Origin of the sequence: Pseudomonas sp. B35(2017), assembly GCF_002113645.1 — a bacterium.
GTDB lineage: Bacteria > Pseudomonadota > Gammaproteobacteria > Pseudomonadales > Pseudomonadaceae > Aquipseudomonas > Aquipseudomonas ekonensis.
In genome coordinates this window covers 93127-108935 of record NZ_NEIZ01000001.1, presented here as the reverse complement: position 1 = coordinate 108935, position 15809 = coordinate 93127, and the positions used below count along the sequence as shown (strand labels likewise).

The following is a 15809-nucleotide window of genomic DNA, read 5'->3' as shown; positions in this document are numbered from 1 at the left end:
TTCAACCCGCCCTGCCCCGTTCCCCATGAATAACCCGCGCCGGCATGAAAGTCGGGTGCCGAGCCAAGTGCAGAGGCTGTTTCGGCGACTGGTGCGTGAGTGGTTGTGGATAAGTCTAGTGCTATTGCCGCTGACTGCGCTGCTGTCGTGGCGTTCGCAAATCAACCTGGATGACCCCTCGCCCGTCATGGGCGCGCTGCTGTCGGTGGCGCTGGTGACGAGCGTGCTGGGCTTGCTGCTGTGGCGTCCGCGCCTGGCGCTGTGGCTGACCTTGATCGGCATGGCCTGCGCGCTGCTGGCCAGCGTCGGGCTGGCGGAACTGCGCCACTGGTGGTCGCCGACGCCGGCGGTGCTGGGCATGCTGTTCGGTTATCTGATCTGGAACTGGCGGCGCCTGAGCGTGGTGCTGACGTACTTCGGCTGGGAGCTGGCGCGACTGGACAGCGAACCGAAGGTGTTCCCTGAGCGCCGCCGCGCCCGGTTTCAGGGCGCCGACCGTCTGCAGGGGCAGATCATGGCGCTGGAACAGGCCATGAGCCGCACCCGCGATACCCGACGTTTCATTGCCGATGGCCTGGAATACCTGCCGGTGGCCACCCTGATCAGCGATCCTCATGGCCAGATTCTGCTGGGCAACCGCAATGCGCGGAACCTGTTCGGCAGCGACCTGGTGGGGGACGACGTGCTCGATCAACTGGCCCGCCTCGGCTACCCGGAGCTGGACCAAGTGCCACGCCCGCTGCTGTCTGCCCTGCCCCTGCTGGAGTTCCGCGACCGCAAGGAACGCAGCCTGCGGCTGGAACGGGCGGCGTTGCTGCCGGTGGACGGCGACATGCCGATCGGCTGGCTGCTGAGCCTGACCGACCTCAGCGCCGAGCGTGCGGCGGAAGAGCAGCGCAGCGTGCTGTTGCGGTTTCTCTCCCACGATCTGCGCGCCCCGCATTCGGCGATCCTCGCCCTGCTGGACGTGCACCGGCACCAGGCCGGCGCGGACTCGCCCTTGTTCGAGCAGATCGAGCGCCAGGTGCGGCGGGCGCTGGATCTCACCGATGGCTTCGTGCTGCTGGCCCGCGCCGAATCCCAGGCCTATCAGTTCCAGCCGAGCCTGTTCGCGATGCTGGTGCTGGACGTGCTGGATCAGGCCCTGCCCATCGCCCAGCAAAAGCGCATCGAATTGCTTCACGACATAGACGAGCCTGCCCAGGAGCGCTTGGTCATGGCCGATCAGGGCCTGCTGACCCGGGCCCTGTTCAACTTGCTGGAGAACGCGATCAAGTACAGCGATCCGGGAACGGCAGTGCGCCTGCGGATCCGTTGTCACGAAGACTGGTTGTGCATCGAACTGACGGATCAGGGCAAGGGCATCGCCGCCGGGGAACTGCCTGAACTGTTCAGCCAGTACCGGCGTTTTTCCTCTGCCCAGGGCATCGACGGCGTCGGGTTGGGGCTTTCGATGGTCAAGGCGGTGGTGGATCACCACGGCGGGCGGATCGAGTGCCTGAGCGTGGTCGGTCAAGGCACTACGTTCCGTCTGGAGCTGCCGCTGTTGGCGGAAGAGCACGCATAAAAAAACCGGCTATATCAGCCGGTTCCTTTGCGCCCGGAAAAACTTATGCACCATTTCCGGGGTTTTATGAGCTTGGGAAATATATAAGTAAATCAACCAGTTAAAACTTGAATCCGCCACTTTTCAACGAACTCGTACACAGGTTATCCACAAAATCTCAGACCGTGGCCTCACCGTTGGCGACAGGCGCCGGCGGCAGCGAGCCCATATCCCGTTGGGCCTGCTCGTTCCAGGCCTGGACCCGGTCGTTCAGCTCGGCGATGGCCCGAGGTCCTGCGCCTTCGGCGTACATCGGCTGGCCGATGACGACGGTGATGACGCCCTGTTTCTTGCCCCAGCCGGTCTTGGGCCAGAACTTGCCGGCGTTGTGGGCGACCGGCAGCACCGGCAGCGACGCGTTCACCGCCAGGGCAGAACCGCCCCGTGAGAACTTGCCCATGGTGCCGTAGGGAACGCGGGTGCCTTCAGGGAAGATCAGTACCCACACGTTGTCCTTGAGCAGCTCGTCGCCCTTGGCCGCCACATGCTTGAGCGCGGCTTTCGGGTTGTCGCGGTCGATGGCGATGGGGCGCAGCATGGCCATCGCCCAGCCGAAGAACGGCACGTACAGCAGTTCGCGCTTGAGCACCTGGCTCAAGGGCTGGAAATAGGCGGAGAGAAAGAACGTCTCCCAGGTGCTCTGGTGGTTCGACTGAATCACGCAGGGCCGGTCAGGCACGTTTTCCGCGCCTTTGACTTCGTAGCGGATGCCGAGGAATACCTTGCTCAGCCACAAGGCGCAGCGGCACCAGTACACGTTGATGAAGCGATAGCGCGCCTTGAACGGCAGAAAGGGCGCGATGAAAAAGCTCAGGCTGCACCACAGCAGGGAACTGGTGCCCAGCAGCAGGTAAAAGAGAGCAATTCTGATGGCCTGCAGTATCGACATGGCGACGTTTACCGTTACGGGCGATGCCCGACTGTTCAAGCGCACTCCCGATCAATCCTTGGTCAGGAACGTCAGAAGCACTCTAGTTGTGGATAAGTTCTGCGGCAATCGCCGCCAGATCGTCAAAAATCAAGGTGCCGACCGGCAAGTTTTTGGCTTGGGTCTTTTCGCCCTTTCCGGTCTTCACCAGAACAGGCTGTGAATCGACGGCTTTGGCGGCCTCCAGGTCACCAAGGCTGTCGCCCACGAACCACACGCCGGCCAGGGGCACGCCGTAATGCTGCGCAACGGCCTTGAGCATGCCGGGTTTGGGTTTGCGGCAATCGCAGCCCTCGTCCGGCCCGTGCGGGCAATGCACGATCAGCCCGACTTCGCCGCCCTGCTCGGCCACGAGCGCGCGCAGGCGCGCGTGCATGGCCTCCAGGGTGGCGAGGTCGTAGTAGCCGCGGGCAATGCCCGACTGGTTGGTGGCCACCGCCACCGTCCAGCCGGCCTTGCTCAACTGCGCGATCGCTTCGATCGAGCCGGGCAACGGAATCCACTCCTCCACCGACTTGATGTAAGCGTCGGAGTCGTAATTGATCACTCCGTCCCGATCGAGAATCAGCAGTTTCAACGGCAATACCTCAACCCAGCAGCGAAATGTCGGCGACGCCGAGGAACAGGTTACGCAGGCGCGCCAGCAGCGCGTAGCGGTTGGCCCGTACGTTGGCGTCGTCGGCATTGACCATCACGGCCTCGAAGAACGCGTCCACCGGCTCGCGCAGGGCGGCCAGGCGCGCCAGCGATTCGCTGTACTGGCGCGAAGCGGCCATCGGCTGCACGGCCTGGTCGGCCTGCTGGATGGCGGAGTACAGGGAGAACTCGTTGGCGTTGTCGAAGTACTTGGCCTCGACCACGGTCGGCACCGAGCCTTCCACCTTGCTCAGCAGGTTCGACACACGTTTGTTCACCGCCGCCAGCGCCGCCGCTTCCGGCAGTTTGCGGAAGGACTGCACCGCTTGCACGCGCTGGTCGAAGTCCAGCGCCGAACCCGGCTTCAGGGCACGCACCGACAGGTAGGTGGCGACATCCACGCCTTCGTCTTCGTAACGGGCACGCAGACGGTCGAAGATGAACTCCAGCACCGAGTCGGCCAGCCCTGCCGCCTTGACCTTGGCGCCGAAGCCGTTCACCGCGAAGGCCACGGCATCGTTCAGGTCCAGGTCCAGTTGCTTCTCGATCAGAATCCGCAGCACGCCCAGGGCCGCACGGCGCAGGGCATACGGGTCCTTGCTGCCGGTCGGCAGCATGCCGATGCCGAAGATGCCGACCAGGGTGTCGAGCTTGTCGGCGATTGCCACGGCCGCACCGGTTAGGGTGGCCGGCAGTTCGGCGCCGGCGCCGCGCGGCATGTACTGCTCGTTCAGCGCCAGGGCGACGTCTTGCGGCTCGCCGTCATTGAGGGCGTAGTAGTAGCCGGCCACGCCTTGCATTTCCGGGAACTCGCCGACCATTTCGGTGGCCAGGTCGCACTTGGACAGCAAGCCTGCGCGGGCCGCCCACGACGCGTTGCCGCCGATGCGCGCAGCGATGTAGGCCGCCAGCTTGGAAACGCGTTCGGCCTTGTCGTAGACGCTGCCGAGCTTTTCCTGGAAGACCACGTTCTGCAGACGGTCGTTGAACGCTTCGAGCTTCTGCTTCTTGTCCTGCTTGAAGAAGAACTCGGCGTCGGTCAGGCGCGGGCGAACCACTTTCTCGTTGCCGGCGATGATCTGCTGCGCATCGGTGCTCTCGATGTTGGCCACGGTGATGAAGCGCGGCAGCAGCTTGCCGTCGGCGTCCAGCAGGCAGAAGTACTTCTGGTTGTCCTGCATGGTGGTGATCAGGGCTTCTTGCGGCACATCGAGGAAACGCTCCTCGAACGAGCACACCAGCGGCACCGGCCATTCGACCAGCGCGGTCACTTCGTCGAGCAGGGCCGGCGGCACGATCGCGGTGCCTTCCTGGCGGGTGGCCAGCTCTTCGGTGCGCTTGCTGATGATCTCGCGGCGCTCGTTGGCGTCGGCCAGCACGTAGGCGGCGCGCAGGTCGGCCAGGTAGCTCGACGGCGAGCCGATGCGCACGTTTTCCGGGTGGTGGAAACGGTGGCCGCGGGACTCACGGCCGGCCTTCTGGGCCAGGATGGTGCAGTCGATGACCTGGTCGCCGAGCAGCATCACCAGCCATTGGGTTGGACGCACGAACTCTTCCTTGCGCGCAGCCCAACGCATGCGTTTGGGGATCGGCAGGTCGTTCAGCGAGTCTTCGACGATGGTCGGCAGCAGGCTGGCGGTCGGCTTGCCGGCGATGTTCTGGCTGTAGCGCAGCTTCGGACCGCTCTGGTCGATTTCGCTCAGCTCCACGCCGCACTTCTTGGCGAAGCCCAGGGCGGCCTGGGTCGGATTGCCTTCGGCGTCGAAGGCGGCCTGGCGCGGCGGGCCGTCGAGATTGATGCTGCGGTCCGGCTGCTGGGTGTCCAGCGCGGAAATCAGCACGGCCAAACGGCGCGGCGCAGCGTAGACGGCCTTGCCCCGGTAGTTCAGGCCGGCGGCCTGCAGGCCTTTCTCGATGCCGGCCAAAAACGCTTCGGCCAGGGTGTTCAGGGCTTTGGGTGGCAGTTCTTCGGTGCCCAGTTCAACCAGAAAATCTTGAGCACTCATTGTGCAGCCTCCAGCTTGGCCAGTACTTCGTCACGCAGGTCCGGGGTCGCCATCGGGAAGCCCAGCTTGGCGCGGGCCAGCAGGTAGGCTTGGGCGACGGAACGCGCCAGGGTGCGCACGCGCAGGATGTATTGCTGACGCGCGGTCACCGAGATCGCCCGGCGCGCATCCAGCAGGTTGAAGGTGTGCGAAGCCTTCAGCACCATTTCGTAGCTCGGCAGCGGCAGCGGCTGGTCGAGTTCGATCAGGCGCTTGGCTTCGCTTTCGTAGAAGTCGAACAGTTCGAACAGCTTGTCGACGTTGGCGTGCTCGAAGTTGTAGGTGGACTGTTCCACCTCGTTCTGGTGGAACACGTCGCCGTAGGTCACCTTGCCGAACGGGCCGTCGGCCCAGACCAGGTCGTAGACCGAGTCCACGCCTTGCAGGTACATGGCCAGGCGCTCAAGGCCGTAGGTGATTTCGCCGGTCACCGGGTAGCACTCGATGCCGCCCGCCTGCTGGAAGTAGGTGAACTGGGTCACTTCCATGCCGTTGAGCCAGACTTCCCAGCCCAGGCCCCAGGCGCCGAGGGTCGGCGATTCCCAGTTGTCTTCGACGAAACGGATGTCGTGCACCAGCGGGTCGAGGCCCACGTGCTTGAGGGAGCCCAGGTACAGCTCCTGGAAGTTTTCCGGGTTCGGCTTCAGCACCACCTGGAACTGGTAGTAGTGCTGCAGGCGGTTCGGGTTCTCGCCGTAGCGGCCGTCAGTCGGGCGGCGGCTTGGCTGCACGTAGGCGGCGTTCCAGGTTTCGGGACCGATGGCGCGCAGGAATGTAGCGGTGTGGAAAGTGCCGGCGCCTACTTCCATATCGTAGGGCTGAAGTACCACACAACCTTGCTCGGCCCAGTACTGCTGGAGCGCGAGGATCAAGTCTTGGAAGGTACGCACGGCTGGCGTAGGCTGGCTCACGAAATTCACCTGTTTCTTGGGCTGCGATTTAAAGAGCGGGAGTATACCCGATTCAGTCGCGCCACCACCCCCTGGAGCCTTATGCCACGCTGCTTTTGGTGCACCGAAGATCCGCTGTACATGGCTTACCACGATCAGGAGTGGGGAACGCCGCTGCGCGAGGCGCAGGGATTGTTCGAGTTGCTTTTGCTCGAAGGGTTCCAGGCCGGGCTGTCGTGGATCACCGTGCTGCGCAAGCGCGAACGCTACCGCCAGGTGCTGTTCGGCTTCGACGCGCAGCGGGTGGCGCAGATGAGCGACGCGTACATCGCCGAGCTGATGCTCGATCCGGGCATCATCCGCAACCGCCTCAAGCTTGAGGCCGCCCGGCGCAACGCCCGGGCCTGGCTGGCGCTGGAGGATCCGGCGGGGTTCCTCTGGTCGTTCGTCGGCAACGAGCCGGTGGTCAACCATTTCCAGGACCGCAGCGAAGTCCCGGCCATCACCCCGCAGGCCGAGGCCATGAGCAAAGGCCTGAAGAAGGCCGGCTTCACCTTCGTCGGCCCGACCATCTGCTACGCGCTGATGCAGGCCTCGGGCATGGTCATGGACCACACCCGGGACTGCGACCGCTACGCGCAGCTCGTCAACGCCGGTTAGAATGGCCGCCTCGCGCACAGCACAAGATCAGGAGTGACCTGTGGATAAGTTTAAAGGCGCCTTGCTGGTAGGCGCTCTGCGGCTGTTTGCCCTGCTTCCGTGGCGGGCCGTGCAGGCCGTGGGTTCGGCGATCGGCTGGATCATGTGGAAAACCCCCAACCGCTCCCGCGACGTGGTGCGGATCAACCTGGCCAAGTGTTTTCCCGCGATGGATCCGGCCGAGCGCGAGCGCCTGGTCGGCCAGAGCCTGAAGGACATCGGCAAGTCCCTGACCGAAAGCGCCTGCGCCTGGATCTGGCCGGCCCGGCGCTCCATCGAACTGGTGCGTGAAGTCGAAGGCCTGGACATCCTCAAGGACGCCTTGGCGTCCGGCAAGGGCGTGGTCGGCATCACCAGCCACCTGGGCAACTGGGAAGTGCTCAACCACTTCTACTGCAGCCAGTGCAAACCGATCATCTTCTACCGCCCGCCGAAGCTCAAGGCGGTGGACGAATTGCTGCGCAAGCAGCGGGTGCAGTTGGGCAACCGCGTCGCCGCCTCCACCAAGGAAGGCATCCTCAGCGTCATCAAGGAAGTGCGCAAAGGCGGTGCAGTGGGCATCCCTGCCGACCCGGAACCGGCCGAATCCGCCGGGATCTTCGTGCCGTTCTTCGCCACCCAGGCCCTGACCAGCAAGTTCGTGCCGAACATGCTGGCCGGCGGCAAGGCGGTCGGCGTGTTCCTGCATGCCCTTCGGCTGCCCGACGGCTCCGGCTACAAGGTGATCCTCGAAGCCGCGCCCGAAGCCATGTACAGCACCGACACCGAGGTGTCCTGCGCGGCCATGAGCCAGGTGGTCGAGCGTTACGTCGCGGCCTACCCCAGCCAGTACATGTGGAGCATGAAACGCTTCAAGAAACGTCCGCCGGGCGAGGCCCGCTGGTATTGAGTCGATTGGCACGATCTGTGGATAACCTTCTTGGGCAAGGTTATCCACAACCGTTCATTCAAGGGCGCAGAAGATGTCCGAACACCGCAAATCGTTTCGCATCAAGATCACTCACGAAAGCTTCGGCGAATGCCTGGGCCAGACCCGCAACCTATCCACGACCGGGGTGTACGTCGAGCATCCGCGCCTGGCGTCGCTGCCCAAGGGCGCCGTGGTGTACGGCCAGGTCCAGGACTTGCCCACAGGCGCGCCGCGGGTGCGGATGGAAGTGGTGACGGTGGACGCCGAAGGCATCGGCCTGCGTTACCTGTAGCGTCGCGGGATCAGCGGGGCTGGCGGTCGAGCTTCTTGAGGAACACCGTCATTTCCTTTTCCGCCTGCTTGTCGCCGTGGGCGCGGGCGGCCTCCAGGCCTTGCTCCCAGGCCTGGCGCGCGGCATCGGGCGAGCCCGCCGCGAGCTGCGCCTTGCCCAGCAGCTTCCACGCCGCCGAATACTTCGGATCGAACGTCACGCAGCGCTGCAGATGCTCCGCCGCCTTGGCGTTCTCCCCCAGATCCAGGTAACCCTTGCCCAGGCCGAAGCGCAGCAGTGCGTTATCCACACCCTTGGCGAGCATTTTCTCCAGGGATTCGATCATCGGTGGACTCCTTTTCCGGTTGTGTCAGTTGTCGGTCGGGGCCCGACAGACTGTTTTCGCGAGCCGGCCCGCTCCCACAGGGGCCGGCTGCGCAAGCCTCAGAAGAAGCTCAGCCCCACATGGAACAGCTTCTCCACATCGCGGATGTGCTTTTTGTCCACAAGGAACAGGATCACATGGTCGCCGGCCTGAATCACCGTGTCGTCGTGGGCGATGATCACTTCTTCGTCGCGGATGATCGCGCCGATGGTGGTGCCCGGCGGCAGGGCGATGTGTTCGATGGCCTTGCCGATGACCTTGCTCGACTTCGCGTCGCCGTGGGCCACCGCCTCGATGGCCTCCGCCGCGCCCCGGCGCAGCGAGTGCACGCTGACGATGTCGCCGCGGCGCACGTGGGCCAGCAGGGTGCCGATGGTCGCCAGCTGCGGGCTGATGGCGATGTCGATGTCGCCGCCCTGGATCAGGTCCACATAGGCCGGGTTGTTGATGATCGTCATCACCTTCTTCGCCCCGAGGCGCTTGGCCAGCAGCGACGACATGATGTTGGCCTCGTCGTCGTTGGTCAGGGCCAGGAAGATGTCGGCGTCGGCGATGTTCTCTTCCAGCAGCAGGTCGCGGTCCGAAGCGCTGCCCTGCAGCACCACGGTGCTGTCGAGGGTGTCGGAGAGGTAGCGGCAGCGCGCCGGGTTCATCTCGATGATCTTCACCTGATAGCGGCTTTCGATGGCCTCGGCCAGCCGTTCGCCGATCTGCCCGCCGCCGGCGATGACGATGCGCTTGTAGGTTTCGTCGAGGCGGCGCATTTCGCTCATCACCGCGCGGATGTCCTCCCGGGCGGCGATGAAGAAGACTTCGTCGTCGGCCTCGATCACCGTGTCGCCCTGGGGCAGGATCGGCCGGTCGCGGCGGAAGATCGCGGCGACCCGGGTCTCGACGTTCGGCATGTGCTCGCGCAACTGGCGCAGCTGCTGGCCCACCAGCGGCCCGCCGTAGTAGGCGCGCACGGCCACCAGTTGGGCCTGGCCTTCGGCGAAGTCGATCACCTGCAATGCGCCCGGATGCTGGATCAGGCGCTTGATGTAGTTGGTGACCACCTGCTCGGGGCTGATCAGCACGTCCACCGGAATCGCTTCGTTCTGGAACAGCTGCTCCTCGCGGGTCAGGTAGGCGGCCTCGCGCACCCGGGCGATCTTGGTCGGGGTGTGGAACAAGGTGTGGGCGACCTGGCAGGCGACCATGTTGGTCTCGTCGCTGTTGGTCACCGCCACCAGCATGTCGGCGTCGTCCGCGCCGGCCTGGCGCAGCACGGTGGGCAGCGAGCCGCGGCCCTGCACGGTGCGGATGTCGAGGCGGTCGCCGAGGTCGCGCAGGCGTTCGCCGTCGGTGTCGACCACGGTGATGTCGTTGGCTTCGCTGGCCAGGTGTTCGGCCAGCGTGCCGCCGACCTGCCCCGCGCCGAGGATGATGATCTTCATCCAGTCACTCCGTTGAATCCGTTTAGCCGCGCGCGGCAGCGATCTTGATCAGCTTGGCGTAGTAGAACCCGTCGTGTCCGCCTTGCTGGGCCAGCAATTGACGGCCGTGGGGCTGCCTGATGCCGGCCGCCGTGGCCAGGTCCAGCTCCCGGGCGCCCGGGGTGCGCTCAAGGAACGCGGCGATGACCTCGGTGTTCTCGGTGGGCAAGGTCGAGCAGGTGGCGTAGAGCAGGATGCCGCCCACCTCCAGGGTTTTCCACATCGTGTCGAGCAGCTCGCCCTGCAGTTGCGCGAGGGCGGCGATGTCGTCGGCTTGGCGGGTGAGCTTGATGTCCGGATGGCGGCGGATCACGCCAGTGGCCGAGCACGGCGCGTCGAGCAGGATCCGCTGGAACGGCTTGCCGTCCCACCAGGCGGCGGTGTCGCGGCCGTCGGCGGCGATCAGTTCGGCGCTCAGGCCGAGGCGTTCGAGGTTTTCCTTCACCCGCACCAGCCGCTTGGCTTCCAGGTCCACCGCCACCACGCCGGCCAGCGCCGGTTCGGCTTCGAGGATATGGCAGGTCTTGCCGCCGGGGGCGCAGCAGGCGTCCAGCACCCGTTGGCCCGGCGCCAGGTCCAGCAGGTCGGCGGCCAGTTGCGCGGCTTCATCCTGGACGCTGATCCAGCCCTCGGCGAAGCCCGGCAGGCTGCGCACGTCGGCGGCGGCCTCAAGCACGATGCCGTCGCGGCTGAAGGCGCACGGTTGCGCGGCGATCCCGGCGTCGGTCAGCAGCGCGAGGTAGGCGTCGCGGCTGTGATGGCGGCGGTTGACCCGCAGGATCATCGGCGGGTGCGCGTTGTTGGCCTCGCAGATCGCTTCCCACTGCTCGGGCCAGAAGGCCTTCAGGGATTTCTGCAGCCAGCGCGGGTGGGCGGTGCGCACCACCGGGTCCCGCGCCAGTTCGGCGAACAGCGCTTCGCTTTCCCGTTGCGCCCGGCGCAGCACGGCGTTGAGCAGGCCTTTGGCCCAAGGCTTCTTCAGCTTGTCGGCGCAGCCGACGGTTTCGCCGATGGCCGCGTGGGCCGGCACCCGGGTGTAGAGCAATTGGTAGAGGCCTACCAGCATCAGGGCCTCGACGTCGGCGTCGGCGGCCTTGAACGGCTTCTGCAGCAGTTTTTCCGCCAGGGCCGACAGCCGCGGCTGCCAACGGGCGGTGCCGAACGCCAGATCCTGGGTGAAGCCGCGGTCGCGGTCCTCGACCTTGTCCAGTTGCGTGGGCAGGGAACTGTTGAGCGAGGCTTTTCCGCTGAGGACGGCGGCCAAGGCCTTGGCGGCTGCCAGACGTGGATTCATGGGGTGTCCGCCGTTTCGCCGAGGACGGTGCCGACGGCGAATTTCTCGCGGCGGCTGTTGAACAGGTCGCTGAAGTTCAGCGCCTTGCCGCCGGGCAGTTGCAGGCGGGTCAGGCACAGCGCCTGCTCGCCGCAGGCGACGATCAGGCCGTCCTTGCTGGCGCCGAGGATGGTGCCGGGGGCGCCCTTGCCGTCGGCCAGGGTGGCCGCCAGCACTTTCAGCGCTTCGCCGTCGAGGGTGCTGTGAGTGATCGGCCACGGGTTGAAGGCGCGCACCAGGCGTTCCAGTTCGATGGCCGGACGGCGCCAGTCGATGCGGGCCTCGTCCTTGTTCAGCTTGTGGGCGTAGGTGGCGAGGCCGTCGTCCTGCACCTCGCCTTCCAGCGTCCCGGCGGCGAGGCCGGCGATCGCCTGCACCACGGCCGGCGGGCCCATTTCGGCGAGACGGTCGTGCAGGCTGCCGCCGGTGTCGTCGGCGCTGATCGGGGTGACGACCTTCAGCAGCATCGGCCCGGTGTCCAGGCCGGCCTCCATGCGCATCACGGTCACGCCGCTTTCGGCGTCGCCCGCTTCCACGGCGCGCTGGATCGGCGCCGCACCGCGCCAGCGCGGCAGCAAGGACGCGTGGCTGTTGATGCAGCCCAAACGCGGGATGTCCAGCACCGCTTGCGGCAGGATCAGGCCGTAGGCCACCACCACCATCAGGTCAGGCTTGAGGGCGGCCAGTTCGGCCTGGGCGTCGGCGTTGCGCAGGGTCGGCGGCTGCAGCACCGGGATATGGTTATCCACAGCCAGCTGCTTGACCGGGCTCGGCATCAGTTTTTGCCCGCGGCCGGCCGGACGGTCCGGTTGGGTGTAGACCGCCACGATCTCGTAAGGGCTGGCCAGCAGGGCCTTGAGGTGTTCGGCGGCGAATTCCGGGGTGCCGGCAAAAACGATGCGCAGTGGCTCAGTCATTCGGGGGTCTCTAAGTGCAAAGCGTCTTGAAAAAGAAAAAGGCTTGCCGCAGCAAGCCTTTGAAGGAGGGCATCAAGCGTTCTGGCGGTGGAGCTTTTCCAGCTTCTTCTTGATGCGGTCGCGTTTGAGCGTGGACAGGTAATCGACGAACAGCTTGCCGTTGAGGTGGTCGCATTCGTGCTGGATGCACACCGCGAGCAGGCCTTCGGCGATCAGTTCGTAAGGCTGGCCTTCGCGGTCCAGGGCCTTGATCTTGACCTTCTGCGGGCGGTCGACGTTTTCGTAGAAGCCCGGCACCGACAGACAGCCTTCCTGGTACTGATCCATTTCGTCGGTCAGCGGCTCGAACTCGGGGTTGATGAACACCCGGGGCTCGGTGCGGTCTTCGGAAAGGTCCATCACGACGATACGCTTGTGCACGTTGACCTGGGTCGCGGCGAGGCCGATGCCCGGCGCTTCATACATTGTTTCAAACATGTCATCGACCAGTTGACGCACTTCGTCGTCCACTACGGCCACAGGTTTGGCGATAGTGCGCAGGCGCGGGTCCGGAAATTCGAGGATGTTCAAAATGGCCATAGGCTTGATTGCTGCACGTGTGAGGTAAAGTCGGGTCGATGGCCTGGCGGGTCCGAGGATGCAGGCTACCGTTGTGAAGCGTAGCCCCTGGCTTTTGCAGTGCAGGCCGGGGCGAGCCACGGGGGCTCTGACGATTCACGCGAATGCACATGATAAAGGGATTCACCGCATGAGGAAAACACTGTTCGCCCTGCTGCTTCTGGCCTCGGCCGGCGCCGCGCACGGGCAAGTGCAGCTCAAGGAAGGTTTTCCACGGCAATACACGGTGGTTTCGGGGGACACCCTCTGGGACATCTCCGGCAAATACCTGCGCGAGCCCTGGCAATGGCCGCAGCTGTGGCACGCCAACCCGCAGATCGAAAACCCCAACCTGATCTACCCGGGCGACACGCTGACGCTCGACTACGTCAACGGCCAGCCGCGCCTGACCCTCAACCGCGGCGCCTCGCGCGGCACCATCAAGCTGTCGCCGCGGGTGCGCAGCAGCCCGGTGGCCGAGGCCATCCCGAGCATTCCGCTCAAGTCCATCAACAGCTTCCTGCTCAGCAACCGGATCGTCGACAAGGTCGAGGAATTCGACAAGGCGCCGTACATCGTCGCCGGCGATGCCGAACGGGTGCTCAGCGGCATCGGCGACCGGATCTTCGCCCGCGGCCGCTTCGACATGAGCCGGCCGGTGTACGGGATCTTCCGCCAGGGCAAGGTCTACACCGACCCGCAGAGCAAGGAGTTCCTGGGGATCAACGCCGATGACGTCGGCGGCGGCGAGATCATCGCCACCGAAGGCGACGTGGCCACCCTCGCCCTGCAGCGCACCACCCAGGAAGTGCGCCTGGGTGACCGTCTGTTCAGCGGCGAGGAGCGCTCGATCAACTCGACCTTCATGCCCAGCGCGCCGCAGACCGACATCAACGGCCTGATCATCGACGTGCCGCGGGGCGTCACCCAGATCGGCGCCATGGACGTGGTGACGCTGAACAAGGGCAAGCGCGACGGCCTGGCCGAAGGCAACGTGCTGGTGGTGATGAAGACCGGGGAAACCGTGCGCGACCGGATCACCGGCCAGCCGCTGAAGATCCCGGACGAGCGCGCCGGCCTGCTGATGGTGTTCCGCACCTACGACAAGCTCAGTTACGGCCTGGTGCTGAACGCCACGCGCTCGTTGGCGGTGCTGGACAAGGTGCGCAACCCTTAGTTGGCTTCACAAGTTACCAACAGAGTTATCCACAGCTTGTCCCGAATGGTTCGGGACGCCCGACGGTCAAGGATGATCCATGCAACTGTCTGCCTGTACGCCGGTTTCCCCGGCGGAACTGGAGGCGCGTCTGCGCCTCCACCGTATGCCGGACATCGGTCCCAAACGTTTCGCCAAATTGCTCGAAGCCTTCGGCTCGGCGTCCAAGGCCATCAGCGCCCCGGCCAGCGCCTGGCGGGCGCTGGGGTTGCCGGCGACCTGCGCCGAGGCCCGGCGTTGTCCGCAGGTGCGCGATGGCGCCAGCCACGCATTGCGCTGGCTAGAGCGGCCGGACCGGCATGTGCTGATGTGGGGCCAGCCCGATTACCCGGCGCTGCTGGCGCAGATTGCCGATCCGCCGCCGCTGCTGTTCGTGGCCGGCGACCCGCAGATCCTGGAGAGGCCGCAACTGGCGATGGTCGGCAGCCGCCGCGCGTCGCGCCCTGGAATGGACAGCGCCGCCGCGTTCTCGCGCAGCCTGGCCGGGGCCGGGTTCGTCATCACCAGCGGGTTGGCGTTGGGCATCGACGCGGCGGCGCACCAGGCCGCCGTGGACGTCGGCGGGCGCACCGTCGGCGTCTTGGGCACGGGGCTGGAAAATTTTTATCCACAGCGCAACCGACGGCTGGCCGACGCGATGATCGCCTCCGGCAGCGCAGTGGTGTCGGAGTTTCCGCTGGACACCGGCCCCGTCGCCAGCAACTTTCCCCGGCGCAACCGGATCATCAGCGGCCTGGCGCTCGGCGTGCTGGTGGTCGAGGCCAGCGTGGCCAGCGGTTCGCTGATCACCGCCCGGCTGGCGGCGGAACAGGGGCGCGAGGTCTTTGCGATACCTGGTTCGATCCATCATCCCGGCGCCCGGGGCTGCCATCAGCTGATCCGCGACGGCGCGGCGCTGGTGGAGACCATCGAGCACATCCTCGAAGCCCTGCGCGGCTGGCAGCGCGTGCCGTTGTCCACAGCCCCGTCGCCGGCCGATCACCCGTTGCTGCGGCTGCTGCATGCCGCGCCGCACACCAGCGAAGCCCTGGCCGAAAGCTGCGGCTGGGCGCTGCCCAAAGTGCTGGCGGCGCTGACCGAGCTGGAGATGGACGGCCGCGCCGTGTGCGAAAGCGGCCGCTGGCTGGCGCGGGTGAGCTGACGCTCGGGAGGCTGGGTTTTACGGGGAAGATCGGTAAACTGCGCGAAACCTGTTTGCGGAGAGTGTTTCATGGTCAACAGTTGGCGTGTGCAGCAAGCCGCACGAGAGATTCGCGCCGGGGCGGTGATTGCCTACCCAACCGAAGCCGTCTGGGGGCTGGGGTGCGACCCGTGGAACGAGGAGGCGGTGGATCGGCTGCTGGCGATCAAGAACCGGTCGGCGGACAAGGGGCTGATCCTGGTCGCCGACAACATCCGTCAGTTCGACTTCCTGTTCGAAGACTTCCCGCAGGAGTGGATCGACCGCATGGCCGCCACCTGGCCCGGGCCCAACACCTGGCTGGTGCCGCACCAGAACCTGCTGCCCGAGTGGATCACCGGCGTGCATGACACCGTGGCGCTGCGGGTCAGCGATCATCCGCAGGTGCGTGACCTGTGCGCGCTGGTGGGGCCGCTGGTGTCGACGTCGGCCAACCCCCAGGGGCGTCCGGCGGCGCGCACCCGGCTGCGGGTCGAGCAGTATTTCCGCGGCCAGGTCGACCTGGTGCTCGGCGGCATGCTCGGCGGGCGCAAGAACCCGAGCCTGATCCGCGACCTGGCGACCGGCAACGTGGTGCGCCCGGCCTGAGACAGGCTGCACCGCCATCGCCAGCAGGCTGGCTCCCACAAAGGATCCCGGGTATTAGCAGGATCCCTGCACCCCCCAAAACCCTGTGGGAGCTTGCCTGCAAGCGATGAGGCCGGCACTGCCGGCATCGGTG

General features: G+C 65.7%; 16 protein-coding genes. 7 read left to right on the top strand and 9 right to left on the bottom strand.

Features of this window, described 5'->3' with window-relative positions; genetic code table 11:
* The first annotated feature begins 25 nt into the window (after positions 1-25).
* Entirely contained in the window at positions 26-1567 is a 1542-nt protein-coding gene (locus CAG41_RS00550) for a HAMP domain-containing sensor histidine kinase (protein ID WP_085579290.1), read from the top strand.
* Between the two features lie 157 nt (positions 1568-1724).
* Here the strand turns inward: CAG41_RS00550 and CAG41_RS00545 are convergent, their stop codons facing one another.
* The 4 genes from CAG41_RS00545 to glyQ all read right to left on the bottom strand — a co-directional run bounded on the left by CAG41_RS00545 (position 1725) and on the right by glyQ (position 6126).
* On the bottom strand, positions 1725-2495 hold the full coding sequence (locus tag CAG41_RS00545) for a 1-acyl-sn-glycerol-3-phosphate acyltransferase (RefSeq protein WP_085579292.1): 771 nt from the start codon (positions 2493-2495) through the stop codon (positions 1725-1727).
* 82 nt (positions 2496-2577) lie between these two features.
* On the bottom strand, positions 2578-3117 hold the full coding sequence (gmhB, locus tag CAG41_RS00540) for a D-glycero-beta-D-manno-heptose 1,7-bisphosphate 7-phosphatase (RefSeq protein ID WP_170929991.1): 540 nt from the start codon (positions 3115-3117) through the stop codon (positions 2578-2580).
* 4 nt (positions 3118-3121) lie between these two features.
* Positions 3122-5176, bottom strand: coding sequence for a glycine--tRNA ligase subunit beta (gene glyS, locus CAG41_RS00535; RefSeq protein WP_085579296.1), 2055 nt, complete (start codon positions 5174-5176; stop codon positions 3122-3124).
* Positions 5173-6126 (bottom strand): glycine--tRNA ligase subunit alpha, encoded by a 954-nt coding sequence (glyQ, locus tag CAG41_RS00530; RefSeq protein ID WP_022641565.1) that lies wholly within the window; start codon positions 6124-6126, stop codon positions 5173-5175. Before glyQ ends, glyS begins: the two co-directional genes overlap by 4 nt.
* Positions 6127-6207: 81 nt before the next feature.
* Here glyQ and CAG41_RS00525 point away from each other — a divergent pair, with 81 nt between their 5' ends.
* The 3 genes from CAG41_RS00525 (at position 6208) to CAG41_RS00515 (ending at position 8006) form a co-directional block, all read left to right on the top strand.
* Complete coding sequence (locus tag CAG41_RS00525; protein WP_085630355.1) at positions 6208-6765, top strand: DNA-3-methyladenine glycosylase I; 558 nt, start codon at positions 6208-6210, stop codon at positions 6763-6765.
* Positions 6766-6805: 40 nt separating this feature from the next.
* Complete coding sequence (locus CAG41_RS00520; RefSeq protein WP_085579300.1) at positions 6806-7693, top strand: lysophospholipid acyltransferase; 888 nt, start codon at positions 6806-6808, stop codon at positions 7691-7693.
* Between the two features lie 73 nt (positions 7694-7766).
* Positions 7767-8006, top strand: coding sequence for a PilZ domain-containing protein (locus CAG41_RS00515; RefSeq protein ID WP_085579302.1), 240 nt, complete (start codon positions 7767-7769; stop codon positions 8004-8006).
* 10 nt (positions 8007-8016) lie between these two features.
* Here the strand turns inward: CAG41_RS00515 and CAG41_RS00510 are convergent, their stop codons facing one another.
* The 5 genes from CAG41_RS00510 to def form a co-directional block, all read right to left on the bottom strand.
* Positions 8017-8331 (bottom strand): tetratricopeptide repeat protein, encoded by a 315-nt coding sequence (locus CAG41_RS00510; protein WP_085579304.1) that lies wholly within the window; start codon positions 8329-8331, stop codon positions 8017-8019.
* 98 nt (positions 8332-8429) lie between these two features.
* On the bottom strand, positions 8430-9806 hold the full coding sequence (trkA, locus tag CAG41_RS00505) for a Trk system potassium transporter TrkA (RefSeq protein WP_085579306.1): 1377 nt from the start codon (positions 9804-9806) through the stop codon (positions 8430-8432).
* 22 nt (positions 9807-9828) lie between these two features.
* Entirely contained in the window at positions 9829-11139 is a 1311-nt protein-coding gene (gene rsmB, locus CAG41_RS00500) for a 16S rRNA (cytosine(967)-C(5))-methyltransferase RsmB (RefSeq protein ID WP_085706597.1), read from the bottom strand.
* Positions 11136-12095: a methionyl-tRNA formyltransferase gene (gene fmt, locus CAG41_RS00495; protein WP_085655941.1), complete on the bottom strand. Its 960-nt coding sequence runs from the start codon at positions 12093-12095 to the stop codon at positions 11136-11138. Before fmt ends, rsmB begins: the two co-directional genes overlap by 4 nt.
* Positions 12096-12167: 72 nt before the next feature.
* Positions 12168-12674 carry a peptide deformylase gene (gene def, locus CAG41_RS00490; protein WP_085579312.1) on the bottom strand — a complete coding sequence of 169 codons (507 nt, stop codon included), beginning with the start codon at positions 12672-12674 and terminating at the stop codon, positions 12168-12170.
* Positions 12675-12843: 169 nt separating this feature from the next.
* On the opposite strand from def, the gene CAG41_RS00485 reads away from it, so the two are divergent.
* From CAG41_RS00485 to CAG41_RS00475, 3 genes are all read left to right on the top strand, one after another.
* A complete protein-coding gene (locus CAG41_RS00485; protein WP_085630361.1) occupies positions 12844-13869 on the top strand; it encodes a LysM peptidoglycan-binding domain-containing protein in 1026 nt (341 codons plus the stop codon).
* A 79-nt stretch (positions 13870-13948) separates the two neighbouring features.
* The gene (gene dprA / locus CAG41_RS00480) at positions 13949-15049 is read left to right on the top strand and encodes a DNA-processing protein DprA (protein ID WP_085579316.1); all 1101 of its coding nucleotides are present in this window, start codon (positions 13949-13951) and stop codon (positions 15047-15049) included.
* A gap of 69 nt (positions 15050-15118) precedes the next feature.
* Positions 15119-15676, top strand: a complete 558-nt coding sequence (locus CAG41_RS00475) for an L-threonylcarbamoyladenylate synthase (RefSeq protein ID WP_085579318.1) — start codon at positions 15119-15121, stop codon at positions 15674-15676.
* Positions 15677-15809: the final 133 nt, after the last annotated feature.